Origin of the sequence: Bacillus sp. BS98 (assembly GCF_008432245.1) — a bacterium.
GTDB lineage: Bacteria > Bacillota > Bacilli > Bacillales > Bacillaceae_G > Bacillus_A > Bacillus_A toyonensis.
This window is the reverse complement of the sequence record NZ_CP043830.1, coordinates 2766115-2791946: the sequence shown is the minus strand read 5'-3', so window position 1 is coordinate 2791946 and position 25832 is coordinate 2766115. Positions and strand designations below refer to the sequence as shown.

The following is a 25832-nucleotide window of genomic DNA, read 5'->3' as shown; positions in this document are numbered from 1 at the left end:
TTAATATGTACTTATAAGCTATTCAGTATTAAGAATTCTAACGATTATTTAAAAGCATAACTGTAAAATATAATCTCTTCAAATAGTAATCGAGGATTATAATTATAGTCGTAAGCACTCAAAAAGATGGCTTCGGTATAATTCCGGAGCCATCTTTTAAGTGCTTAATTTTTAACAATCATTTTATGTTTGAAGATTTACTTTCGTATCTTTTGATTACTACTTTTTTGGGCATGAAACTTACGATAATCAAAGCTATAAAAGATAAGACTAACATAAACACGTATGCATCACTTGAGCTGAAGATAGAAGATAATTTTGTTACTTGTGTAGCTGTTATATTTCCATTCCCACTAGATAACTGTGATATGTGTGAAGTAGATTGAATTGTATATACCGTGATGATAACTGCTGTCCCAATCGCACCTGCTAATTGGCGAATTGTATTATTTACTGCTGAACCATGTGAACCCAGTTCTATTGGCAAAGCGTTTAAGCCGGCTGTATTTAAAGGCATTGAAATGAAACTTAACCCAATTCGTAAAATAATGGTACGAACCATTAAATACATATAAGTTGTGGAGTCGGTCAAATCAATTACACCCCACATCGAAATAATGACACAGATTAAACCGGTAATAAAGAGTGGTTTCGCTCCATATTTATCAAACATTTTGCCTGTGATAGGTGATAAGAAGGCGTTAATGACAGCTCCAGGTAATAGAAGTAAACCTGATTCAAATGCAGTAAAACCTCGTCCGTTTTGTAAGTAAATGGGTAATAGAATTAAATCTGCATACATAATCATCGTAATGAGTACGTTAATGACTGAAGTAAGAGTGAAAACTTTATATTTAAATACTGATAAATTCAATAATGGATCATTAGACTTTATTTGACGTAAACAGAATAAAGCTGTAACGATGATACCGATAGTAATTGTTATAATAACAACGGGATGATTCCATCCTTTACTTCCTGCACTACTGAATCCGGATATAACACAACCAAAGCCAATTGTTGATAAAATGACACTTACGATATCTAATTTTGCTTTTGTTGTATTTGCAACATTCATTAAATATTTAATCGCGAGAATAATTACGATGAATATAAATGGAGCTAATCCAATAAATAGCCATCTCCATGATACATATTCAATAATAAAGCCAGATAAAGTTGGAGCGATAGCTGGCGCAAAAATTATAGCGAATCCGATGGTCCCCATAATACTTCCGCGTTTTTCACTAGGGTACAAATATAAAATAATAGTCATCATGAGTGGCATAATAATTCCTGCTCCAACTGCTTGAATCATTCTTCCTGTTAACAAAATGCTAAAATTCATGGCGCATGCACAGAGAACGGTCCCAATAAACAAAGAGAGCATTGAGCTAATAAATAGCTGCCTTGTTGTAAATCGTTTCATTAAAAATGCAGTAATTGGAACTAGAACACCATTTATGAGCATAAAGCCTGTTGATAGCCATTGCACTGTTGCAGCTGTTACATCAAATACCTTCATTAAATTACTCATTGTCACATTTAATAGCGTCTGATTTAAGGTTGATAAAAAACAGCCGGTAATGAGGACAACTAGTATAATTTTTTTATTTCTTTCTGATATTTCCTTTTGCATTGGTAATCTCCTTCATTGTTACCTTGATTTATCGACATTGTGTCGATAAAATTAATGGTAACAAAATACGTTTTCTCTGACCATGAACAGTTTTGTTGAAAATGTTCACTACTCGACAGAGAAGATATGTACTGTCGAGAAAGTAAAGAGAAAATCTATAAAGGAGTTTCAAAATGTCTACACTTAAAAAAGAGGACCCTCGTACAGTTCGTTCAAGAGAAATGTTTAAAAATGCTGTTTTTTCTCTTTTATGTGAGAATCCTACTATTTCAAGCTTAACGGTTCAGAAAATCGCAACAAAAGCAGGATTAAATCGAACAACATTTTACTTACATTATCAAGATATTCAAGATTTACTAGACCAAATCAATAGCGAGATTTTAAATGAGCTTTCTAATAAAATTGTTGATTTAATACATGCAAAAGATTTATCAGAAAAACAAAAGCTAACACAATTGCTAGATTATTTATATATCCACCGGAATTTTTTATTTATATTATTTAAAATGAATCAATTTGAAGAGCAATTATTTTTATTTTTAAAGCAATTAATAGAAACGAGAAGAGAGAATACGAAAAATAAATTACCTGATGATTATGTTGCAGTTGATATTAAAACAGCCTCTTTGGTAGGTATTATCATGTGGTGGATAAGGAATGGACTTCACTTTAGTTCAGATTATATAGCAAATCAAATATATTTAATGTATAAAGAATGATATGTTAGAATCAGTCATGTGTATTAATAAACGAAAATCATTATATTTAAGAATTGAAATTAACAGGAGATAGAAAAATAATTGTCTTGCAAGTAAAGGCTTATATATTTCAAATTTATAAAGTAAAAGTTTTATAGCAAGAAGGGGAGCAATTTATGGATTTTCAAAATGAAAAAGTAGCATTACATTTAGAGGTGGTGAGATACCAATTTAAAGATGCAAAAGAGGAGTGTGATAGAAATTGGCTTATAGTAAAAGCGAAACTGTCAGAAGGAAATAAAGTTTTTGAAACGATGGATCCTTTTCTACAAACTTTCGACTTACAGCATATGAAAAAATGGTTTCAATCATTACCGAATCCTACATATACCGAATTAGATTTCCTAGAGCCTAATATAGCGTTTGAATTAATGGGGAAAAATGAAGGTGAGTTTCAAATTGTAGTCCGATTATCTCAGGAACTTACCCCTTCATGGTGTAAGGAAGAGGAGTACGAATTTTCTATAAGTATTACGCATGAGGACAGAGAAAAGATTATTCGTTTTATTGAAGAGCAACAAAGAAACTTTCCAAAACGTTAAAAAAAGACTTGATATCCTACTAGAGGGAATCAAGTCTTTTCATTACATACGATTATCATGCCAGAAGTTTAATGGGAAGTGTTCGTTCTCATTATAGGCTTCTAATTCATATCCTTTTTCTTTCAGTCCTTTTATAATTCCAGGTACTGCTTTAACTGATTGTGGGTGAATATCGTGCATAAGGATAACTTCTGTTGGATTTGTAGCACCATGTAGAACGTTTTCTACAATTTTAGCTGATGCAGCATCAACTTGCATTTTGTTGTATCTCCAGTCTAAAGAATCAATTGTCCAATCCCAAACTTTCAACCCGTTTTCCACCACTTTGTTGCGAAGTGCTTCGTTTAATCCTGGCATTGAGCCGTATGATGGACGAGTTAATACGGGTGATTTGCCTAGAACGCCAGCGATTAAGCCTTGATCTTCTTTCATTTCATCTACGTAATGTCCTTCTGTGTATAGTTTCTTATAGTTATGAGTCATACTGTGCATCCCAACATAGTGGCCTTCAGCATCTTCACGTTTCACAAGATCAGGGAAAGCTTTCACGTTTGAACCAATTAGGAAGAATGTTGCTTTTGCATTTTCTTTCTTTAACATATCTAAAAGCTCAGCTGTGTATTTTCCAGGACCGTCATCAAATGTTAAGTAAGCGACTTTTCTAACTTGCCCATTATAGTGTTTTGGAGCTTCTTTCGGTGCAAGAGATGTTTGAATTTCACTTACAAATTGAACAGACTTTGCTTCATCTTCTGTACTTGCTAGAGCAGTATGTACCGATCCTAAAGCGGCCTCATATGTAAATAATACCCCAGCGCAAATCAACATAGCCCTTTTTACTAAAGTTGTCATTCGAATTCCATTGTGCATAATTTTCCTTCTCTCTATAAAAGTTCTACTCTACTATATTAGCAATTATAGGTAGGGAAATGCAAAAAAACTTTTTTACAACTGTAAAAAAGTTTGGTCAAAAATATGCAAGATTTTGTATCAACTGCATTCTTGAAAAATTGGAAGGTTTTAAACTTTATTATGAAAATCTTCAAGCATCAAATTTAATTCTTCTAATAATGATGCGGATGCTTTTTTTGGTGAACCTGTATCAAAAGGAGGCTGTGGGTCGTATTCTAACATGAGCTGAACTGCTTTACTCTTTTCATCTCCGAATTCCCAAGCCATCAACTGGAGAGCCATATCAATACCTGCAGATACACCAGCTGCTGTTATGATTTTTTCATGGCGAACGACTCTCTCTTCAGTTGGAATAGCCCCGAGAGAACGAAGCAAGTCAAAAGAGCTCCAATGACTAGTGGCTTTAACACCATTTAGTAGGCCAGTAGCACCTAAGATTAAAGAACCTGTACATACAGTTGTAGTCCATTTAGTAGTTTCATGTATTTGGAGAATCCAATTGAGAGTTTCTTCGTCCTCCATAAGTTGTTTAAAGTTAGGCGGGCGACATCCAGGAATAATAAGGATATCAGCTGAATTAACTTCAGTAAAATTATAATCGGCATGTAAATAGCCCATTTTTGAATCTAATTTAATTAAGCCCGTAGTTTTAGCAACAAACTTTATGTTGTTATTGCTTTCTGCTGCAAATACTTCGTACGGACCAATAGCATCTAATGCAGTAATCCCTTCATAGAGCATAATAACGATTTCCATTATAATCTCCCCTTAAGTTATTACAAATGTAATCTAGTAACGATTAAAAAAGAATTTATTCAATATTCTTTTTTATCGTTACTTTAAATATACTATACCCCAGATGTGTATTAATTTATACTACTGTGTCAAACTTGTGACAAAAACTATGAATAGGTTCATTTATTTCGTATAGAGTTACTCTTTCATGTAATGATTGAAAAATTTAACTTCCCAGAAAGAAGAAATATAAAATATAGTACTTAGACTAAATTCTTAAATAGAAGGGGAATAATCGTACTTTCGTATGACTTCATTTTAGTCACAATTATTGATTTAATTATTTTCGTTTTTTATTAAAATATTGGTAAAGAATCAATTACATTTAAAAAGGGAGTGGGAATATGGTTCATTATATTTGCACGACATGTGGAGTTCAGTATCCCGAAAATAAAGAGGCACCTTCGCGTTGTAAAATTTGTAATGAGGAAAGGCAATATATGAATCCAATGGGGCAGTCATGGACAACATTAGAAACAATGCAACATAGCAATTTATACAAAAATGAAATAATAAAAGAAGAAACTGGTTTGTATAGCATTACTACTAAACCTAAGTTTGCAATTGGACAAACAGCATTTTTAATACAAAGTAAAACTCTAAATGTTTTGTGGGATTGTATTAGTTATTTAGATGATAAAACGATACAACGTATATATGATTTAGGTGGTATTCAAGCAATAGCACTTTCTCATCCACATTATTACTCTACACAAGTAAAATGGGCGGAAACATTTCATATACCTATCTATATTCATGAAGATGATAAAGAATGGGTGGTCCGCCCGAGTAAGCAAATTAAATTTTGGTCTGGGGAACATTTGATATTATCGGAAGAACTTACATTGCATCGGTTAGGTGGCCATTTTAAAGGTGGAACTGTTATGCACTGGAAAGACGGTAATGAGGGGAAAGGTATTTTGTTATCAGGTGATATTATACAAGTAGTTTCGGATCGAAAATGGGTAAGTTTTATGTATAGTTATCCCAATCTTATCCCATTACCAGCGAATAAAGTTAGAAAAATGGCAGAGAAAGTAAAAGGAATCCAATTTAGTCGACTGTATAATGCGTTTCATGGTGTTGTGATGGAAGATGCGAATAGGGCTGTACAAAGATCTGCTGATCGATATATAAAGGCCCTACAAGGAGAATTATTTCATACGTAATAATATATATGGAAGAAATCGTTATTTTATCTCCATATTTGTATAACTAAGTTTATATGAATTTTATACTAAAGTCCTACTATGTATGAACGAATAGGTCTTTCAACTTAAGCAGTTCTCACACTAATGAGGGATATTAAACTAAATATATGTAACTTATAATGGCTACTATAAAGCTTTGGAAAATGAAAAGGAGGAGATTTGCATGAAGAATTGGGTTCAATTTAGAATTGCAAGACCAACAGATAAATTTGAAGAAGTTATAAGTTTTTACGAAACAGGATTAGGGTTAAAACGTATAGGGGAATTTCACAATCATGAAGGATATGACGGGGTTATGTTTGGATTACCGGGTGAAGAGTACCATTTGGAGTTTACTACGCATGTAAATGGAAGCCCATGCCCAGCACCGACAAAAGATAATTTACTAGTTTTTTATATGCCGAATAAAGATGAAATTGAAATAATCGCGAATCGGTTAAGTGAAATGGGCTACCATGAGGTGGAACCGGAAAATCCGTATTGGATAGAGAAAGGTACTACAATAGAGGATCCAGATGGCTGGAGAATTGTGCTTATGAATGCATTTGAATAAAGAAGTTCTTTTCGTATGTAATAGAGTGCAACAAAATGATTTAGACAAAAATCCCTACAACGTTTGTAGGGATTTTTTATAGGAAAATATAGTTAATAGCGTAATTGAAATATAGAAAGTATTTTGACTAAGAACAAATGTTATAAATATGATGTATGACGGAGGTATAAAAGTATGATAGTAAACCATTTTGAAGAGTTTTCTAAAAATGTTGGAAATACCCCTCTCATTAAATTAGAATGCGAAGAAACGAAGAATCTTTCAATCTATGCTAAATGTGAATGGCACAACCCTACAGGATCGATTAAGGATAGAGCAGCACTTGGAATGATCAATAAATATTTACAAGAAGCGAACAAAAAACAACATATTTTAGAGTATAGTGGTGGAAGCTTAGCGAGGTCAATTGGCTATCTTTGTTATTATTTAGGGATTGAATGCACGTTAGTGTTAAGTTCTGCAACTGGTCAATCTCTATTAAATGAACTCGAATATTATGGTGCTAACGTAATCTTAGTTGATAAATGTAAGGGATTTTACGCTGTAATTGAGAAGACAATAGAGATTAGCAAACAAAAACAAGAGTTATACTTTTTGTTCCAACATTATAATAATGCAAATTTATTAAGTCATATAGAAGGAACAGGCCGAGAAATTATTGCACAAATGAACGGAAAACCAATACACGCATGGGTAGCATCCGCTGGTACTGGTGGAACTCTAATTGGGGTCTATAAAGCAGTAAAGAAGTATACAAAAAATGTTGAGCTACATTTAGTAATGCCTGCCGAATTACCATATGGATCTGAACAACCGCCAAATGCTTTAAAGAAATATGCAGGATCAGGTGGATTCGGTCTAGGACGGAAACAACATTTCATAGAAAAGGAAGACAATTTGATAGAAAAGCAATGGACTTATTCATATGAAGAAACCTTGTATGAAATGGCCCGTTTTTATAAGGCTACTGGTATGAAAATAGGAACGTCTGCGGCAGCAAACTTATTAGCTGCAAAACAATTAGGAAAAGAAAAAGGTGCGAATTTTAATGTAGTTACCGTTTTTCCGGATGCAGGTTCTATAGAAGAGTGGTCAGATGTAAAGAGTTTAGCCAAAATATAGCGGAGATAAATTATTGAGAGAACGAACCAAAGGTGGTTCCTTCGTTTATTTCTTATTTTATGGAAATTTGATACCATGAAAAACCTGCATGTTTACAATGTGTAGGTTTTTCATGGTGTGATTGCGTAGTATATTTAAAATTTCACATACCGTATTTTAAAAATAAATATAGGAAAATCAAAAAATAATGTAGAATATATCGTACATACCTATATGAAGTCAACAGAAAACATAAAAGAGGTGGACAAATGCTACTTGAAGAGGTCATGCAGCAACTAGAGAAATATGGAACGGAACAAAATCGAAAAACGTATAAAAATCATGGGGCGAAAGAGCCGCTATTCGGAGTCAGTTTTGCAAATTTAAAATTATTAAAAAAGAAGATAAAAAAAGATCATGATTTAGCAATTTCATTATGGGAAACAAAAAATATGGATGCAATGACTTTAGCAACGTATATTTTAGAACCGAAGAATGTAACATCAGAACAGCTGAATAGTTGGATTAGGGATGTTGATTATTATTGTTTAATGGACGTTCTTATGACAGCTATATGTACGTCGCCAATCGCAATAGAAAGAATGGACGAATGGACGAAATCTGATGATGAATGGATCGGGAGAGCAGGTTGGTCATTATTAGCGAATATCGCAATAAAAAATAAAAAGTTAGACGATAACTTCTTCATGCCGTATTTAGAAGAGATTAAAGTTCATATACATAATGAAAAAAATAGAAAAAGAGAAGCAATGAATAGCGCTTTAATTGCGATAGGGATTCGAAATGAAGCTTTAGAGCAACAAGCAATTGAAATTGCTCGTGAAATTGGAAAAGTAAAAATTGATCACGGTGCAACGTCATGTAAAACACCAGATGCAGAACCGTATATAAAAAAGGCTCGAGAAAGAGCAGAAAAAAGAAAGTAAAATAAGCGAAGGAGAAAAGAAAATGAAACCAATTGAAGCGGCACAAAGCATAATTACATCACAATTTCCGAATTGTGATGTAGCTTTACTGGGAGGAAGCGTTGTACGAGGAGAAGCGACAAAAACATCTGACCTTGATATTGTTATAGTCGATCAAAGTTTGTCATCTTGTTATAGAGAATCCTTCTATAGTAATGGATGGCCCGTTGAAGTATTTGTACATAATTTTGTAACGTATAAAACCTTTTTTAAAATGGATTGTGATCGCGGGCGACCTTCTCTACCTCAATTAGTTTCAGAAGGAATTGTATTAAAAGGGGAAAGTGAAATTGTTGAGAAATTAAAAAAAGAAGCGAACGATTTACTAATTAAAGGACCAGATAAATGGACCGAAGAAACGATGAAACAGAAGCGCTATTTTATTTCGGATACTTTGGATGACTTCATTGGTGCATCAAAAAGAGAAGAAGAACTATTCATTGCTAATTTATTAGCGGAATTAATACATGAATATGTATTAAGAGTAAATGGCCAATGGCTTGGAAATTCAAAATGGTTTATTAGAGTTTTAAGAAGATATGATGACCATTATGCAGAACAATTTGTAGCGGCTTTTGATCATTTTTATAAAAACGGTGATAAAAATGTATTAATTAATTTTACAGAAAAGACGTTAGAACTATACGGAGGAAGAGTGTTCGAAGGATTTTCTATTGGCAAATAAAAAGGGGATAGTAAAATGAAAATACCATTCGTTCAATTAAGGGAATTGACACTAGAGGATGTAGAAGATCGATATCAATGGTCATTAGATACAGAAGTGACAAAACACTTAGTCGTACCAGATCAATATCCTCCGTTCACTCGTGAAGATACGAGAAAATGGATTGAAGCATGCATAAGTCGAAAGAATGGTTATGAACAAAGGGCTATCGTTACAGAAAACAATATACACATTGGCTGGGTAGACCTTAAAAATTTTGACAAAACAAATAAAAATGCGGAACTAGGAATTACGATTGGGGATAAAGAGTATTGGGGAACAGGGTATGGAATAGCATCTCTATATAGTATATTACAACTGGGATTCTTTGATTTCGAATTGGAGAAAGTTTGGCTACGTGTAGATGAGGATAATTTACAAGCTAGAAAGAGTTATGAAAAGGCTGGCTTTGTTTGTGAAGGACTAATGAGAAATGATCGGTTACGTCAAAAGAAGTTCATTCATCGCTATCGTTATAGTATGTTAAAAGAAGAATATCAATCTATAATTAGTGGTTTATAAAAATATTATGTAAATTAAAAAGGGGTAGAGATACATGATTCGATTACTTACGAAAGAAGATGCAAAAAAATATTGGGATTTACGTTTACAAGCATTACAAGTAAACCCAGAGGCGTTTATAACAACTTATGAAGAGGCGATTCGTCAGGAAAATCCTATTGAGCGAGTTGAAGGGAATTTAACATCTACTATTAGTTGTACACTTGGCGCGTTTAATGAAGAAAAATTAATTGGTGTAGTCACTTTACTAACGGAAGAGAAAGTAGCATATAAGCATAAAGGCCATATCGTTGCGATGTATGTAGACGCACAAAACAGACGAAACGGGTTGGCACGTGAGCTAATTGCAAATGCAATTCAAAGAGCGCGGGATATACAACTAGAGCAATTGACATTAGGTGTTGTATCTACAAACGAACCAGCAAAAAATTTGTACGAATCAATGGGCTTTAAAACATATGGAATTGAAAAAAGGGCTATAAAGATTAATGGTGCGTACAGTGATGATGAACATATGGTGCTGTTCCTTTAAAGGACGGAGTTTATCATGAAAGATCTTTATTTAGAAAAAAACATGAATCCGCAAGTAGCAATTTTGTATGCAACGGTTCGAGATACATATATACGATTGCGAAATTTAGTAGAAAGTACTGAAGAGAAGGAATTATCTTTTAAAGGGTCTGAAAATAATGAAAATAGCATCGGACAGCTACTTCAGCATTTAGCAGTTGTCGATTTACATTGGGTGTATCGCTTAAAGGGAGAAGAAGTTCCACTGCACTAAAAAATAAATATGGGCCTATGTTGAATGAAGTGGGAGAACTGCCAGTTTTAAGAAAACACACGTTACAAGAGTTAATGCAAGATTATGAAGCAGTGCAACAATTGTTTTATCCCGCATTAACGGGCAGCCCGATTGGTTAAACTAATAATCAGTGGGGGATGAACAAAACCCCCACTGATTAAAGTTTCACTTTATGAAGAATGTATGAAACTAACAGAAAATGATTTAACACGGGAAGTTTTTTATGAAAAGGGCGAAAATGCGACAATAAGATGGGGCATATGGCATATAGCTGATCATAATCGGTATCATCAAGCGCATATTGGTCAGTTAAGAAAATTATATAGAGCTAGATTACATGTAAGTTAAAGTGCGTGAATTTTAATTATATTCATTTTGTTGTATAGTATTAAGAAGAAACTAAACAAGGGGTTTTATAATGAAAGCAATTGCAATAGGGATATTGGCATCATTTTTCTTTGCCTTTACCTTTGTTTTAAACCGGGCGATGGACTTAGAAGGTGGAAGTTGGATTTGGAGTGCATCATTACGGTATTACTTTATGGTACCAATGCTACTACTTATTGTCATGTATAGAGGCAACTTAAAGCAACTCTTTCAATATATGAAAAACAATCCGAAAGAATGGTTGGTATGGAGTATTGTAGGTTTTGGTCTTTTTTATGCACCACTTAGTTTTGCTGGCGCATTTGGACCAGGGTGGCTTGTTGCATCAACATGGCAAATTACGATAGTCGCAGGGATTTTGTTAACACCATTTTTTGCGGTAGACCCATTACATAAAAAACTTCCGATGAAAGAATTAGTAATGTCGGGTATTATTTTATTCGGTGTTGTACTCATGCAAGTAGAACATGCTTCTTCTTTAGGAATTCGTGAAACTATTTTATGTGTAGTTCCTGTTCTCATTGCGGCGTTTGCGTACCCACTTGGAAATCGAAAAATGATGCAAGTATGTAAAGGGGAATTAGATGTATTCCAGCGAGTTCTCGGGATGACATTAGCAAGTTTACCATTTTGGTTTTTACTATCTGGTTACGAAGTATCAACAGGTGGATTACCGTCAAGTAGCCAAGTTTTTCAATGTTTTATTGTAGCAGTTAGTTCAGGTTTAATCGCGACAGTATTATTTTTCTTTGCGACAGATCTTGTGAAAGATGATCCGCAAAAGCTAGCAACGGTTGAAGCGACACAATCCGGTGAAGTTTTATTTGCTTTAGTAGGAGAGCTTATTTGGCTTTCTGCTCCAATTCCATCATCTTTATCTTGGGTTGGAATGAGTCTCGTTATTGTCGGAATGATACTGCATAGTTATGTGGCGGTCGTTGTGAAAAAAGAAGAAAAGATAACAGCGTAATGAGATTAGCTCTTTTTTATAAAGAGCTAATCTTTTTTCATAGAAAGGGATGAAGATATGAATTTGCAACGTGTTGAACAAATTGGAAGGGATTCAATTTTAAATGTGCTACAGTATGCAGTCGGTCCAAGTGAAACAAGCTTAAAGAAAGCGGTAGTATTTTATCAAAGCAATAAAGGTAGATTATATAAATATGAAAAAAAGGCTTGTATAGGTATTGAAATAATCGGAGCAAATGAAGCGAGAATATGCCACATAGCAGTCGTTCCAGAATATCGTCATACAGGAATTGCGTTTCAAATGATAAGGGAAGTAGTAAGAATGCATCAATTGACTTATGTCGAAGCTGAGACAGACAATGAGGCAGTAGAATTTTATAAGAAAATTGGTTTTAAGGTTAAAAGTTTAGGAGAAAAATATCCAGGGATAGAAAGATTTCATTTGTATTTTAAAAATAAAACATATTGAAATAATCTGAGAATATAATATCCGGAATAGGAATTGAAGAGATAGTTCGTTTTTTATTTATCTGTTCTATTTTTAATAGAAGATCTTTCTTAGTTTTTGACGAAAACTTAAGAAAGATTGGAATGTTCATTTGATGTTAAGGAAGGAAGTAAAATATGGATAGATCAATAAATGATAGAACAATTGAAAAAAAGCGTGCAGTCTCATTGGATTTAGCAAGAGGCACTATGCTACTGTTAATCGTACTTGCTCATGCACCGCTTTACTTGTATGCAGCAGATCCTGGAATTATGCATAGAGTGGAAAGCAGTAGTTTCTTTGATCAAATTGTAAATCTTTTTGGTATATTCATAATTGATAACCGTGCAAGAGCAATGTTTGCCGTATTATTAGGCTACGGTTTAGTTTTAGCATTTGAAGGGCAAATATCAAAAGGGAAAAATGAAATTCAGGCTGTAAAAATAGTAAGAAAACGCTCCTTGTATTTAATACTGTTTGGGATTGTGTTAGCGGTCTTAATTGGAGGGCAAGATATTCTTATGGCCTATGGTTTAGCGGGTATTTTTGTTAGTTCACTATTAAAGTGTAAAATGAAAACATTAATTCGAACGTTTATAATTATCGCTATATTGTATACCATTTTTATTCCAATAATATGGGGACTTAATATGCAATCAATAGGTGATTATGGTTTTTCACCAGATGTTTCGGCAAAAGACACGTATCTTAGTACTACAATGATACGATTACTTTTCTTTCCTATTATACCTGTACTCATCCATTTTATGTTCCCAATTCTTCCTTCTATAATTCTTGGTTTGTGGATTGCTAGATATAAGTTATTAATAAAACCAGAGCAACAGTTAAAAAAATTATATTTTATAACAACTATAGGATTAGCAATTTCTTTAATAGGTGCTTTGCCTTTATCTTTTATAGGGACTATATGGTATCCAACTGTATTTACAGCTGGAATGATAAATGGAATCCATATTTTAACTGGAATTGCTGGAGGATTAGCATATGCAACAGGTTTCGGGATAATAGGGAGTAGATTGAAAAATCCAGGGTACTTTAGCCTTGCATTAATCGCTCTAGGAAAACGTTCATTAACATTTTTTGTTTTAAATGAAGCACTACTTGTTATATTTTTATCACCAGTAGCATTTGATTTAGGAGGGCATGTAAGTAACGCTTTTGCTGCATTGATAGCAATATGTATTTGGATATTGTCTGTCATAGTAGCTTTAATAATGGAAAAAAATAATCTTAATGGACCATTAGAAATTTTATTGAGACGTTTAGTATATAAAAAATAAATAAAGTGAAAGACGACATAATACAAAATCGTCTTTCACTTTATTTAGGTGTACAGATAGACAATTCGGCTATTATAATATTTCATTTTCATTTAGGGAATAAATAGCATGAAAATATGTAAATATGCATATTGAGTATAGTTTGTAAAAAGTGATATTTGCATTATATAATATAGTTAAATGGAAAAATATAGATAAAAGAAATTAGGTGTATAGCACATGAGAATGGAAAAAAATAAATTTTTGAAAGTCGCTGCTTCAATTGGCGTGTCATCTTTTTTATTAACAGGTTGTGGTGACTATGAAGAAGAAAATGTACAACAAGAAAATACCGCTGTTAAAACGGATGGTGGGAAGCAAGGGAGCGAACAAGAACCATTAAATTGTGATGATAGAGCCCCAACTACTGAAAATGTAGAAAAAGATGAGTTATGCAAGGAAAATAATCCATCATTTTCATCGTATCAAGAAAACTCTCACTTACCGATATTACCGTTCGTAGCAGGATATTTATTAGCAAGTAAAACCTCAAATATGAACTATACAGTCAAACCAAATGTAATGAAGAAACCATATACAAACAATGCTCTTTCTTATCGTGAAAAAGATGAACGGAGAACTGGTGGCAGCGGTGGCGGAGGTTATTACGGCGGAACTACTAGCAACAACGATTCTTCAAAGAAAGTGGATTTAAATAAACAACAGCACAATCCATCAAATAAAGTGACGCCAGATACAAATACATCTAAATCATCTACGACACAAACGCCGAAAGTAAATTCTGGTTCAAGTGGAATTGGGAACGCAAAAGCGCCGGCCGGATCATAAAGAGAAAGGATAATAGAGTCATGTATACAGAACAAGAACAGAAAGAGTATATGAAAATATGGTTTTCACTTGCGGAAGAGGCTGGTAGGAATGGTTTTACGTGGCCGAGTCTATTAGAGAATGAAGAGTGGAATCAGTATATGGCAACAGGGATGTTTCGTATGTCGGTAAACACATATACCGCTATTTCGAAAGCGACAGAAGAAATAATGTATGTGTTATATAGAACGTATCAATATATTGTACATACGACAGAAGATTTTCAAAAACTCGGATTCCCGCCTGAAACGTGGGAGATTGCGAGAATGAAACATACTGGTTTGTTTTCTTATTTTACAAGGCTCGACTTTATCGTAAATGGTGATGTTATTAAATTAATAGAAGTGAATTGTGATACACCAACAGGATATTTAGAACCTTCTGTTGCAAATGAAGTGTTGTGCCGTTATCACGATGTGAATCACCCGAATCATATTGAGGAGCATATTGTACAGGCATGGGAACAAATTAAACATGACTATAATATTGATCCTGAAGAAACGATATATTTTAGTAGCTATGATTGGCACGATGAAGACCATCAAACAGTCCAGTTTTTAAGAAGTTATTGCCTAAATCAGCCCACGGAATATGTAGGAATTCAAGATATTGTAGTTACAGATGATGGAATATATACGCCAAATGGCAAGCGAATTCATTATTTATATCGACTGTATCCAATTGAATATTTAGTTACAGATGTTGATAAAAATGGAAAAAGAATTGGTCTGCAGTTTTTAAATCATATAGCGCAAGGAAGAGTGAAAATTATTAATCCACCAGCCGCATTCGTAATGCAAAATAAAAATGTGCTTGCATTAATTTGGAAGCTTTATGAAAAAGCGGTTTTCTTTGAAGAAGAAGAGCGTGTTATTATTAATAAATACTTCTTACCAACATATTTTACAAATAAGCCATTTAAAGAAAGAAATGAATCATTTGTTTCTAAACCTTTATATGGACGTGAAGGTGGGGGCGTATCTATATACGAAAATGATGAACTATTAGCTGAAGATAAAACGGAATATTACTTTGAACAACGGAAAATATATCAGCAATACATAGAAATGCCTGACTATACCATTGATACATGGGATGGTCCGTATACTGGTAAATTATTAATTGGCTCACATTGTATTAGTGGGAGAGCGGCAGGGTTATTTTTACGAGTTGGTGAGAAAATAACGGGAAACTTATCGATGTTTACTGGGGTTACGATTGAAGGATAAAATGAAAAGAAAAGCCCATCATTTTGAAGTGCACCCCAATTGTTAGACACATAATTAACAATTGGAGGTGCACTTTTTATGGCTAAATTTTCTTCAAAAGATAAAATACAAGCAGTAAAACGATATCTAGAAGGTACAGAAGGCGGAAAAACCATTGCTAATTCTATAGGGGTTCATCCTAGAGAACTTTATCAATGGATTAAACGGTTTGAATTTTCAGGGGAAAAGGCGTTTGAAAAACGCTATACAACTTACTCTCTCGAGTATAAACTAGATGTAATTCATTATATGAATGAAAATGGGACATCTCTGAGAGAAACAGCTGCTTTTTTTAATATTCCTTCTTGCGAAACACTCCGAAAATGGAAAGTAGCTTATGAAACAGAAGGATTAGATGCCCTAAAATCAAAGAAAAAGGGGCGTCTAACCATGGCCAAAGAAAAAGCTAAGCTACAACATTTAAAACAAAACGAAGTATCTCTTGAAGGTTCTATAGAAGCGCTACAAGCAGAGAATGAACGTCTGCGTATGGAAAATGACTATTTAAAAAAGTTAAATGCCTTAGTTCAAAAGAAGAAAACATCACAGACCAAGACAAAGCGCAATTGATTTATGAATTAAGGCATAAATACAAGGTCGTTGACCTTGTGAAAGTCGCTAATATCGCTCGTAGTACGTATTATTACTGGATGAAACAAGCGAAACGTCCAGATAAATATAAGAAAGTTAAAGAATTAATTAAAGAGATCTTTAGTGAGAATTTTGGGAGGTATGGTTATCGTCGTATTACATTGGAATTACGTAATCGAGGCCATGCATTAAATCATAAAACCGTTCGACGTTTAATGAATATCCTGGGATTAAAATGTCTTGTTCGATTAAAAAAATATCGTTCATATAAAGGGACTGTCGGGAAATTCGCTCCTAATATTTTAAAACGTAATTTTCACGCATCAAAACCAAATGAAAAATGGGTAACAGATGTGACGGAGTTCCACTTACATGGTAAAAAACTATATCTATCACCCATTTTAGACTTATATAACGGAGAAATTATAGCTTACAATATAGAACATAGACCTGCCTATTCCCTTGTTTCTAAAATGTTGAATAAGGCGTTTCAACGTTTGAATGATAAGGAAACTCCTATTTTACACTCGGATCAAGGTTGGCATTATCAAATGCGACAATATCATCAGTCGCTTAAAAAACATAACGTTATCCAAAGTATGTCCCGTAAGGGAAATTGCTTAGATAATGCAGTCATGGAAAATTTCTTTGGCTTATTAAAGTCTGAATTACTTTATCTTAAAGAGTTTGAAAGTATGGAACAATTTAAGCAAGAACTAGAAACTTATATTCATTACTACAATCACAAAAGAATTAAAACAAAACTAAAAGGATTGTCCCCTGTGCAATACAGAGTTCAATCCTTAGTAGCTGCTTAATATATTTGTCTAATTTTTTGGATTCAGTTCATTTTTGATGGGCTTTTTCGTCTATCTATAAAGTGTAAATTGAAATGGTAACTTTTTATTGCTGTGATGTAACACTTTCATCTTTCTTCATTTCAAAGATTTTCTTTCCATCTTCATCTACAATTTTAATAGTATTTCTAAGTTTTGGTGCACCAATATATAAAACGGGATTTTCATCTTGCCCTTTATCTTTTTCAATATGTAATACGATAACAGATGTGTCTTTTTCGTCTTGTACTTCTTTTACTGTAATTTTATCGTTTTTATACTTTTTTCCAAATGCTACATACACCATTCTTTTTCCTTCACTAATACTACCATTTGAGTAATGAATCATAGTTGGATCTTTTTGTGCTTTTTCATATAAATTTAATGGCCCATATCCGCCTTCATTATATCTGGATTTTTCTAATACCCAATACCCCTCATAGTCATTGTTAATAGAAACACATGCATGTAAAGAAATGAGCCCAAATAGTAGAAAAGGAAATAGAATTTTTTTCATTTGTTCACCTTCTTTTAGTAATTCAAATGAATATACCATAATTTAACTATTTTTTACGTAATAATACTACCATTTTTTTGTAGTATTGAATACGATCAAGTTAAAAATTAAGAAAAATATGATAATATATTTATATAAAAGTTTAAATTTTAATATACGTGGTTAGTGGGGGAACCGTTATGAAAATGAATGAAATAGTTGAGAGTACACAATTTCCGAATACAATTCAAACAATTACAAACGATTTAAAAGCACTAGGAGTCGAAAAAGGAATGACAATTATTGTTCATTCATCATTAAGTTCTATCGGCTGGATATCTGGCGGAGTGGTTGCAGTAGTAGAAGCTTTAATGAAAGTCGTTACAGAAGAAGGAACAATTATAATGCCAACACAATCTTCGGATTTATCTGATCCGAAACATTGGTCAAGGCCGCCTGTACCTGAAGATTGGTGGCAAATTATACGTGATAGCGTCCCAGCATTTGATCCACGTATAACACCAACAAGAGGAATGGGGAAAATAGTTGAATGTTTTCGTACATACCCGAATGTAGTACGAAGTAATCATCCATTAGGAAGTTTTGCTGCATGGGGGAAACATGCAGAGGAAATAACAATGAATCATTCGCTATCGATGAGTTTGGGAGAGGAATCACCATTAAAAAAAATATACGATTTTGATGGGTACATATTATTAATTGGTGTTGGCTATGACTCGAATACGTCTGTTCATTTATCTGAAGTACGTTCTGGTGCATGTGAATTAATAAAAGTAGGAGCACCAATTATAGAAAACGGTGAAAGAGTATGGAAAGAATTTGTTGAAATGGATTACGAATCAGATACGTTTGTGGAAATTGGTGTAGAGTTTGAGCGAAAAGGAACTGTAACAATGGGGAAAATAGGTAATGCAACGAGCCGTCTTATGAAGCAACGTGATATAGTTGACTTTGGAACAGAATGGTTTCTTAAGAAAAATCAGTAAGGGATGGTTACAATGAAGGGGAAAAAGGTATTAATTACAAGCGGTGGTTGTTTAGAAAAATGGGATCAAGTACGCGGACATACGAATATGGCTAAAGGTACGATTGGAAGAATAATCGCAGAAGAACTTATAGCTAAAGGGGCACACGTTATATATTTACACGGTTATTTCGCTGAGAAACCGAACGATGTAAATAGAGGATTAGAATTACATCCATTTGAGGGAATTGTTGATTTGCAAGATAAAATGAAAAGTATCATTACGCATGAAAAAGTCGATGCGGTTATTATGGCAGCGGCTGGATCAGATTGGGTTGTGGAAAAGATTTGTGATCAAGATGGCAATGTTCTTAATATGAATGGGAAAATTTCAAGTGATATAGCACCAATTATACATTTTCAAAAAGCTCCAAAAGTTTTGAAGCAAATAAAACAATGGGATCCGGAAACAGTACTCGTTGGTTTTAAGCTTGAAAGTGATTTAAGTGAAGAAGAACTGTTTGAGAGAGCGAAAAATAGAATGAAAGAAGCAAAGGCGAATGTAATGATAGCAAATTCACCACATTCTTTATATTCGCGCGGGGCTGTACACTATGTAATTGGACAAGATGGTAAAGGAAAGTTATGTAAAGGGAAAGATGAAACAGCGAAAGAAATTGTCAAAAGCTTAGAGATATTATGTAATCGTATTACTGCTTTGTAAAATTAAGTTTTTAGATAAGAATGAATCCGCATAGTATATGGGTAAGCGAAACTTTAATTAGTGGGAATTTTACTTTTACACGAATGTAAAGCATAAACCAATCAAGAGCTATACGCAGAATAATTGGTGAGGAGTGGATTCTATGGAACATTTATTAAAGCAAGCTATTAAACTTAGAAATGAAAAGAAATATGCGCAGTCTAGAGAAATACTTATAGGATTAACAAACTTTACAAAAGATGCAGAAGTACTGTACCAATGTGCATGGATACACGATGTCATGGGATTAGAAACAGAAGCAGTTCCGTATTATGAGCAGGCGATCGCAAATGGACTTGATGGTGAATCCCTTTGCGGTGCCTATATCGGTTTAGGGAGTACATATCGTTGCATTGGAGAGTATGAAAAGGCAATTGTGGTACTAGAAGCTGGAGTAAAGAAATTCCCTGAGAACGATCCGATGAGAGTATTTTTATCATTAGCAAAGTATAATGTAAACGAACATGAATCCGCAATGAAATTATTACTTGAAACAGTCGTGAAAGTAGATGAAGTAAAAGAATTTGAACGTGCTATTTCATTTTATAAAGACCACTTAAACGAGGTGTTTAAATAAAGGAGTGAACGTATGAGTGTCACACTATCGCGAAGGCGAAAAGGCATTTGGATTGGACTCGTATCTTGCATTATGTTATCCAACTATTTATTGTATGCCCTTCCCATTGTACCAGCTGCTCCAAAAGAAGTAGTGCTTGGGTCATTATTAGATTGTATGTTTGTAATTCCAGTCATTACGTATTTCTTTATTATTCGAAAAAGATACTCGTTAACGTATATCTTTCCTGTCGTAATAGCTGGATATATATTTGCGAGATTTATAATTCCAAGCGACTATTTACAAGCTTTTTCATTCGTTTCTTATATAGTAGTGACGGGGGAAATTGCATTTGTAGCTTTACAATTGTTCCTTCTATATAAAATCGTGACAATGCTTCCTAAAATAATTAATAAATATAAAGCACATAAAAAAGAGTATTCTTCATTCTCTTATTCAATTGATGCAGCATTTGATGACACTATGAAAAGAAGTAAGGTTATAAATATCATGCTTACTGAGTGTAAGCTAATCTATTATGCGTTATTATCTTGGCGTGCAAAAGTACCAGATGACGAATTTACCTATTCTTACCATAAAAACACTGGTGCTATAGGTGTTTATAGCATGATAATTCACGCAACAGCAATTGAAAGTATCGGTTTTCATTATTTACTTCATCAATGGAATCCAGTAATAGCTTGGATTTTACTTATTTTAAACGTATATGCGATGATTTATTTTATAGCTGAAATACAAGCGATACGTAAAAATCCAATTATCATAACAGAAAAACAAGTAATGATTCAAATCGGATTAGGAAAGAAAATCGTTTTGCCATTTACACAAATTGATAATATTACGTTCTACAAGGGGGAATCACTAACAGCAAAAGAAGAGAAAGAGGTATTGGATGCAACTGTTATGGAGTTCATAAAAGAACCTGCTACTTTTGAAATAACGTTAAAAGAGCCAGTAAAAGCGCAGGTGTTATATGGTTTTTCTAAAACAGTAAATCGTGTGCACTTAAATGTTGATGAGGAACGGAAATTTTATAATGCGATTTCTGAAAGGTTAAAACTTATAAGTCATGAATAGTGAAAAACTCCTTCTAAAATAAGAGGGAGTTTTATTGTGTAATTGTAGACAACAATATAAACAACTATATACTTCTTAATTGCTATATAAATGGATATAATTAAGGATAGAAATAGCATAAGGGGAACAAAATAATGAATCAATTACGTACATCAAAAATTGAAATTACAGAAAGAAAAATTCGGTATAATTCGACAATAGTGGATTACGATTGCTTATTGCTGAAAAAACAATCGGAAAGTATCGTGTTATTTCACGAGGTCCAGTATTCATTTACAATGATGGCACACGATACAAAGTTAACTATTCAAAAAGGAAGTTACACAATTGCATACTACTGGGAAGATCGTCCTTACAATTTATACGTATGGAGAGATAAGGAAGGGAATTATGTAGGTGCCTATTTTAATATCGTAAAAAATACACAAATAACAGAAGAAGTAGTTTCCTTCGAAGATTTAATTATCGATATTATGGTACTTCCAAATGGAGAATATTTCATATTAGATGAGGATGAATTACCGGAGCCGATAGAAAACTTTGAAGATGGATTTGTAAAAGAAGCTCTTCATACATTGACGGATACCATTCAAGAGTTGCTTCCTAAAATTATAATAGAAACTGCTACTATCTTTAAAAATAAATAATGTTCATTAAAACCTAGTTGACTCATCGGAAATATTTGTATAATATGTAGTTAATTCTATAACAAGTGGCTGATTGGAGAAACCAAAGGCATTTTATCTATTGATAAAATGCCTTTGGTTTTTTTATTAGTTACATAACAGCATAATCAATTAATCCAAATGATTCATAGTAGGGAGGGTGAACGTGTGACAGTTTCAATTAAAGGGGTATCTAAGAAGTTTGCGAAAGCGGTAGGTAGTGTTCAAATATTAGAGAATATTAATTTTCAATTAGAGAAAGGGGATTTTGTTACAATAATTGGTCCGAGTGGGTGCGGAAAAAGTACATTATTAAAAATTGTTGCAGGTTTAGATAATGATTTTGAAGGGGAAGTTGCTATTGATGGCGAGCGCATCGTAAAACCAAGTAAGAAACAAGGTTTTATTTTTCAAGAACATAGGCTTTTTCCATGGTTAACAGTTGAAGAAAATATAGCGGCAGATTTGTCGTTAAAAGATAAGTATGTGAAAGATAAAGTGAGAGAATGGGTTGAAATCGTTCGGTTAGATGGCTTTGAAAAATCGTATCCGAAAGAAATTTCAGGTGGGATGTCACAACGTGTTGCGATAGCAAGAGCTTTGTTAAGAGATCCGAATGTATTATTACTTGATGAACCTTTTGGAGCGCTGGATGCGTTTACTCGAAGTCATTTACAAGAAGTATTGCTAAATATTTGGGAGCAGAAGAAAACAACAATGATATTCGTTACACATGATATAGATGAAGCGATATATCTTTCAAACCGAATCATCATTATGAGTGCAAAACCAGGGGAAATACATAAAGTGATTGAAAATAAGTTGCCTTATCCGCGAAATAAAACTTCACAATCGTTCCAACAACTTCGAACGAAAGTATTACAGCAGTTTGAATATGGGGGATTGATTCAAACAAGTATATAGGAAAAGGGTGATTTTATATGTATAAAAAATTTATAGTTCTTTCTTTTGCTTTAGCTATATCAGTATTTTTATTAGGATGCGAAAAAAGTACAGCAAGTAGTAAGAAAGAAGATGTAACAATACAAATTGGTATACAGCAAGGATTAAGTCCACTATTACTAGCAAAGAAAAAGGGGTGGTTTGAAGAGGAGTTTAAAAAAGAAGGAGTTAAAGTGAAATGGACAGAGTTCCAAAGTGGACCTCCTTATTTTGAAGCAATCGCATCAAACCGATTAGATTTTGGTGAAGTAGGGAATTCTCCAGTCATTTCAGCGCAAGCAGCAGGTATTGGATTTACCGAAATCGCCAATACAAGTTATGCGAGAAAAGGAACTGGAATTCTCGTTCAAAAAGATAGCAAGATTGCGAGTATAAAAGATTTAAAAGGTAAAAAAATTGCAGTAGCAAAAGGAAGTAGTGCCTTTAATTTATTATATCGAGCACTTGATAAAGAAGGTATTGATGCAAAAGATGTAAATGTCATTCAATTACAACCAGATGAAGCGCAGCCTGCATTCGAATCAGGATCAGTAGATGCATGGGCGATTTGGGATCCATTTATTTCGTTACATACGGTAAATAAGGGCGCGAAAGTGATTGCAGATGGTGAAACATTAGATGTCTCTTCACCAGAATTTTTAATTACGAGAACAAAATTTGCGAAAGAACATCCAGAATTAGTTGAGAAATTTCTCAAAGTTTATGAGAAAGCACGTGTATGGCAAGATGCTAACTTAGATGAAGCAATAAAAGTATACACTTCTGTAAAAAAGATAGATGCGGAAATCGTAAAAGAAGTTTTTAATCACGACAAACCAATTTTAGTTCCGGTAACGAAGGAAATAATAGCAGAGCAACAAAAGACAGCGAAATTTCAATATAAGCTCGGTTCTATAAAGAAAGAAATTAAGACGGAAAAAGTTGTAGATAATTCTTTCGTAGAAAAAGCGTTGAAAGCGAAGTGAAAAGAGGTTTTGTAAAGTGGAAAATACGAAAGCTGTTATGAAATCAGCGAGTATAATGATTGAGAAAAACAGCGTAAAGAAGGTGCGGAAGTTAAATATAAAAGTTTTAGTAAGGGCGATTACTATACCGGTTATTATATTAATAATTTGGCAGTTGGCTGGCGTATTCGGTCTTGTCACTAAAACAGTTTTACCAACACCATTAGATATTTTTCTAGCTTTCCAAGAGCTTATTAAAACAGGAGAGTTATTCGGCCATTTAAGTATTAGTGTATTCAGGGCCGCAGCTGGTTTTTTTATTGGCGGGGGCTTAGGGGTTATTTTAGGAACGATTGTTGGATTTTCAACGAGAAGTGAGCAATATTTAGATCCATCTGTGCAAATGTTAAGAACTGTACCTCATTTAGCTGTTGCGCCGCTTTTCGTATTATGGTTTGGTTTTGGCGAAACATCGAAAGTATTATTAATTGCGGACGGTGCATTTTTTCCTTTATACGTAAATGCGTTTTTAGGGATACGAGGTGTAGACTCAAAGTTATTTGATGTTGCGAGAGTATTAGAGTTTAATAAACGAAAATTAATTACGAAACTAATTTTACCAGCTGCATTGCCTAACCTTTTACTAGGAGCAAGGTTATCGTTAGGTGTTGCATGGGTGAGTTTAGTAGTAGCAGAACTTATGGGATCTACAGAAGGTATCGGTTATATGATTATGGATGCAAGGCAATTTTCAAATACAGATATCGTATTTGTCGGTATTATAATCTTTGCATTCGTCGGGAAGTTTTCTGATTCACTCGTCCGTTTACTAGAAGTGAAGTTTTTAAGGTGGCGAGATAGTTTTAAAGGTGAGACAGGGAATTAATATGTAAATTATTAGGGGTAATTTATATACAGATTTTTAGTTTGCGTTTCAAAATAAATAAGGGGTGTGCAAGAGTATGGAAATATTATGGTTTATTCCGGCTTATGGAGATGGTCGATATTTAGGAACGACAAAACGAGGAAGAGCAGCTGAGTATGGTTATTATAAACAAGTTGCTGAGGCGGCTGATTATTTAGGATATACGGGTGTTTTACTTCCAACTGGTCAAGGATGTGAAGACCCTTGGGTGTTAGCTTCAGCTCTTGCTGCTGAAACAGAAAAACTAAAATTTTTAGTAGCAGTGAGACCAGGATTAATGTCACCTACAGTTGCAGCGAGGATGGCATCTACATTTGATAGAATTTCAGATGGTCGATTACTTATTAATGTAGTAGCTGGAGGAGATCCCGTTGAACTACAAGGAGATGGATTGTATCTTGAACATGACGAAAGGTATGAAGCAGCGGATGAATTTTTAAAAGTTTGGAAATCGACCTTGCAAGGTGAAACGATCTCATTAGAAGGAAAACATATTAAAGTTACAGAAAGTAAAGTCGTGTTCCCGCCAGTCCAAACACCGTATCCTCCTATATATTTCGGAGGGTCATCAGCTGCTGGAAAAGAAGTTGCAGCTGAACATAGTGATGTATATTTAACGTGGGGAGAGCCACCTCAGCAAGTAAAAGAGAAAATAGAGGAAGTAAGAAAACTTGCAGAAGAGAAGGGGCGTACGGTACGATTCGGTATCAGGTTGCACGTAATTGTAAGAGAAACAGAAGAAGAAGCATGGGAAGAGGCAGAACGTTTAATTCAATATGTAGATAATCAAACGATTGAGCTTGCTCAAAAGACATTTGCAAGATATGATTCAGTTGGCCAAAAACGGATGACATATTTAAATAAAGGAACAAGGGAGTCGTTAGAGATAAGCCCAAACTTATGGGCTGGAATCGGACTTGTAAGAGGTGGTGCAGGCACTGCACTTGTAGGAGATCCGCAAACGGTAGCGGAAAGAATAAAAGAATATGAAGCGTTAGGAATTGATACATTTGTTTTATCGGGATATCCTCATTTAGAAGAGGCATATGAAGTGGCAGAACTGTTATTCCCTTTATTGAAAGATGAGAAGAAACAAGAAAATAAAATTGTTGGTGAAATGATAGCTGATGCATTTGCATTAAAAAAATAATGAGAAAAAACCCGCAAGCGATTCGCATGCGGG

At 33.9% G+C, this 25832-nt stretch carries 28 protein-coding genes and 1 pseudogene; 25 read left to right on the top strand and 4 right to left on the bottom strand.

Translation table 11 applies throughout. The features are described 5' to 3' along the window. Positions 1–178 precede the first annotated feature (178 nt). Positions 179–1639, bottom strand: a complete 1461-nt coding sequence (locus F0362_RS14530) for a DHA2 family efflux MFS transporter permease subunit (protein ID WP_149889846.1) — start codon at positions 1637–1639, stop codon at positions 179–181. Between the two features lie 173 nt (positions 1640–1812). Here F0362_RS14530 and F0362_RS14525 point away from each other — a divergent pair, with 173 nt between their 5' ends. Beyond that, the gene (locus F0362_RS14525; RefSeq protein ID WP_000105642.1) at positions 1813–2358 is read left to right on the top strand and encodes a TetR/AcrR family transcriptional regulator; all 546 of its coding nucleotides are present in this window, start codon (positions 1813–1815) and stop codon (positions 2356–2358) included. Positions 2359–2513: 155 nt separating this feature from the next. Further along, positions 2514–2939 (top strand): WapI family immunity protein, encoded by a 426-nt coding sequence (locus tag F0362_RS14520; protein WP_053446582.1) that lies wholly within the window; start codon positions 2514–2516, stop codon positions 2937–2939. A 42-nt stretch (positions 2940–2981) separates the two neighbouring features. Here F0362_RS14520 and F0362_RS14515 read toward each other — a convergent pair whose 3' ends face one another. Then, on the bottom strand, positions 2982–3809 hold the full coding sequence (locus F0362_RS14515) for a peptidoglycan-N-acetylglucosamine deacetylase (RefSeq protein WP_000551438.1): 828 nt from the start codon (positions 3807–3809) through the stop codon (positions 2982–2984). Positions 3810–3959: 150 nt separating this feature from the next. Beyond that, entirely contained in the window at positions 3960–4607 is a 648-nt protein-coding gene (locus tag F0362_RS14510; protein ID WP_000407027.1) for a DJ-1/PfpI family protein, read from the bottom strand. 383 nt (positions 4608–4990) lie between these two features. Here F0362_RS14510 and F0362_RS14505 point away from each other — a divergent pair, with 383 nt between their 5' ends. From F0362_RS14505 to F0362_RS14440, 14 genes and pseudogenes are all read left to right on the top strand, one after another. Further along, entirely contained in the window at positions 4991–5815 is an 825-nt protein-coding gene (locus F0362_RS14505; protein WP_000233816.1) for an MBL fold metallo-hydrolase, read from the top strand. 205 nt (positions 5816–6020) lie between these two features. Beyond that, a complete protein-coding gene (locus tag F0362_RS14500; RefSeq protein WP_000800673.1) occupies positions 6021–6410 on the top strand; it encodes a VOC family protein in 390 nt (129 codons plus the stop codon). 174 nt (positions 6411–6584) lie between these two features. Continuing rightward, on the top strand, positions 6585–7532 hold the full coding sequence (locus F0362_RS14495) for a PLP-dependent cysteine synthase family protein (protein WP_000636772.1): 948 nt from the start codon (positions 6585–6587) through the stop codon (positions 7530–7532). 248 nt (positions 7533–7780) lie between these two features. Then, positions 7781–8458, top strand: a complete 678-nt coding sequence (locus tag F0362_RS14490) for a DNA alkylation repair protein (RefSeq protein WP_000923467.1) — start codon at positions 7781–7783, stop codon at positions 8456–8458. A gap of 22 nt (positions 8459–8480) precedes the next feature. Next, the gene (locus F0362_RS14485) at positions 8481–9182 is read left to right on the top strand and encodes a nucleotidyltransferase domain-containing protein (RefSeq protein ID WP_000802436.1); all 702 of its coding nucleotides are present in this window, start codon (positions 8481–8483) and stop codon (positions 9180–9182) included. 15 nt (positions 9183–9197) lie between these two features. Beyond that, entirely contained in the window at positions 9198–9743 is a 546-nt protein-coding gene (locus tag F0362_RS14480; protein ID WP_000701132.1) for a GNAT family N-acetyltransferase, read from the top strand. Between the two features lie 34 nt (positions 9744–9777). After that, the gene (locus tag F0362_RS14475) at positions 9778–10275 is read left to right on the top strand and encodes a GNAT family N-acetyltransferase (RefSeq protein ID WP_000620331.1); all 498 of its coding nucleotides are present in this window, start codon (positions 9778–9780) and stop codon (positions 10273–10275) included. Positions 10276–10290: 15 nt separating this feature from the next. Further along, positions 10291–10896 (top strand): annotated as a pseudogene (locus F0362_RS14470) (DinB family protein). A 70-nt stretch (positions 10897–10966) separates the two neighbouring features. Next, complete coding sequence (locus F0362_RS14465) at positions 10967–11905, top strand: DMT family transporter (protein WP_000643649.1); 939 nt, start codon at positions 10967–10969, stop codon at positions 11903–11905. Positions 11906–11962: 57 nt separating this feature from the next. After that, complete coding sequence (locus F0362_RS14460; protein WP_001053326.1) at positions 11963–12373, top strand: GNAT family N-acetyltransferase; 411 nt, start codon at positions 11963–11965, stop codon at positions 12371–12373. Between the two features lie 155 nt (positions 12374–12528). Next, positions 12529–13692, top strand: a complete 1164-nt coding sequence (locus F0362_RS14455) for a DUF418 domain-containing protein (protein ID WP_149889845.1) — start codon at positions 12529–12531, stop codon at positions 13690–13692. 219 nt (positions 13693–13911) lie between these two features. After that, the gene (locus tag F0362_RS14450; RefSeq protein WP_149889844.1) at positions 13912–14520 is read left to right on the top strand and encodes a hypothetical protein; all 609 of its coding nucleotides are present in this window, start codon (positions 13912–13914) and stop codon (positions 14518–14520) included. Positions 14521–14540: 20 nt separating this feature from the next. Then, the gene (locus F0362_RS14445; RefSeq protein ID WP_000287862.1) at positions 14541–15788 is read left to right on the top strand and encodes a glutathionylspermidine synthase family protein; all 1248 of its coding nucleotides are present in this window, start codon (positions 14541–14543) and stop codon (positions 15786–15788) included. Positions 15789–15866: 78 nt separating this feature from the next. Then, positions 15867–17236 (top strand): IS3-like element ISBth167 family transposase gene (locus F0362_RS14440; RefSeq protein WP_098706280.1). Its coding sequence is split into 2 segments (ribosomal slippage): positions 15867–16332 and positions 16332–17236, totalling 1371 coding nucleotides; the frame shifts between segments, so codons are not numbered across the junction. A gap of 85 nt (positions 17237–17321) precedes the next feature. On the opposite strand, the gene F0362_RS14435 is transcribed toward F0362_RS14440, so the two are convergent. Next, the gene (locus tag F0362_RS14435; protein WP_000721816.1) at positions 17322–17771 is read right to left on the bottom strand and encodes a hypothetical protein; all 450 of its coding nucleotides are present in this window, start codon (positions 17769–17771) and stop codon (positions 17322–17324) included. A gap of 185 nt (positions 17772–17956) precedes the next feature. On the opposite strand from F0362_RS14435, the gene F0362_RS14430 reads away from it, so the two are divergent. The 9 genes from F0362_RS14430 to ssuD all read left to right on the top strand — a co-directional run bounded on the left by F0362_RS14430 (position 17957) and on the right by ssuD (position 25799). Then, the gene (locus F0362_RS14430) at positions 17957–18757 is read left to right on the top strand and encodes an AAC(3) family N-acetyltransferase (protein WP_131202461.1); all 801 of its coding nucleotides are present in this window, start codon (positions 17957–17959) and stop codon (positions 18755–18757) included. A 12-nt stretch (positions 18758–18769) separates the two neighbouring features. Then, the gene (locus F0362_RS14425) at positions 18770–19459 is read left to right on the top strand and encodes a phosphopantothenoylcysteine decarboxylase domain-containing protein (protein WP_000676697.1); all 690 of its coding nucleotides are present in this window, start codon (positions 18770–18772) and stop codon (positions 19457–19459) included. Positions 19460–19601: 142 nt separating this feature from the next. After that, entirely contained in the window at positions 19602–20075 is a 474-nt protein-coding gene (locus tag F0362_RS14420) for a tetratricopeptide repeat protein (RefSeq protein ID WP_000400640.1), read from the top strand. Positions 20076–20087: 12 nt separating this feature from the next. After that, the gene (locus F0362_RS14415) at positions 20088–21152 is read left to right on the top strand and encodes a hypothetical protein (RefSeq protein WP_000117463.1); all 1065 of its coding nucleotides are present in this window, start codon (positions 20088–20090) and stop codon (positions 21150–21152) included. 134 nt (positions 21153–21286) lie between these two features. Beyond that, entirely contained in the window at positions 21287–21799 is a 513-nt protein-coding gene (locus F0362_RS14410) for a ribonuclease FAU-1 family protein (RefSeq protein WP_149889843.1), read from the top strand. A gap of 186 nt (positions 21800–21985) precedes the next feature. Further along, complete coding sequence (locus F0362_RS14405; RefSeq protein ID WP_149889842.1) at positions 21986–22741, top strand: ABC transporter ATP-binding protein; 756 nt, start codon at positions 21986–21988, stop codon at positions 22739–22741. A 17-nt stretch (positions 22742–22758) separates the two neighbouring features. After that, entirely contained in the window at positions 22759–23745 is a 987-nt protein-coding gene (locus F0362_RS14400) for an aliphatic sulfonate ABC transporter substrate-binding protein (protein ID WP_000276900.1), read from the top strand. A gap of 16 nt (positions 23746–23761) precedes the next feature. Next, complete coding sequence (locus F0362_RS14395; protein WP_000432143.1) at positions 23762–24610, top strand: ABC transporter permease; 849 nt, start codon at positions 23762–23764, stop codon at positions 24608–24610. A 76-nt stretch (positions 24611–24686) separates the two neighbouring features. After that, positions 24687–25799: an FMNH2-dependent alkanesulfonate monooxygenase gene (gene ssuD, locus F0362_RS14390; RefSeq protein ID WP_000404867.1), complete on the top strand. Its 1113-nt coding sequence runs from the start codon at positions 24687–24689 to the stop codon at positions 25797–25799. The last annotated feature ends 33 nt before the right edge of the window (positions 25800–25832 follow it).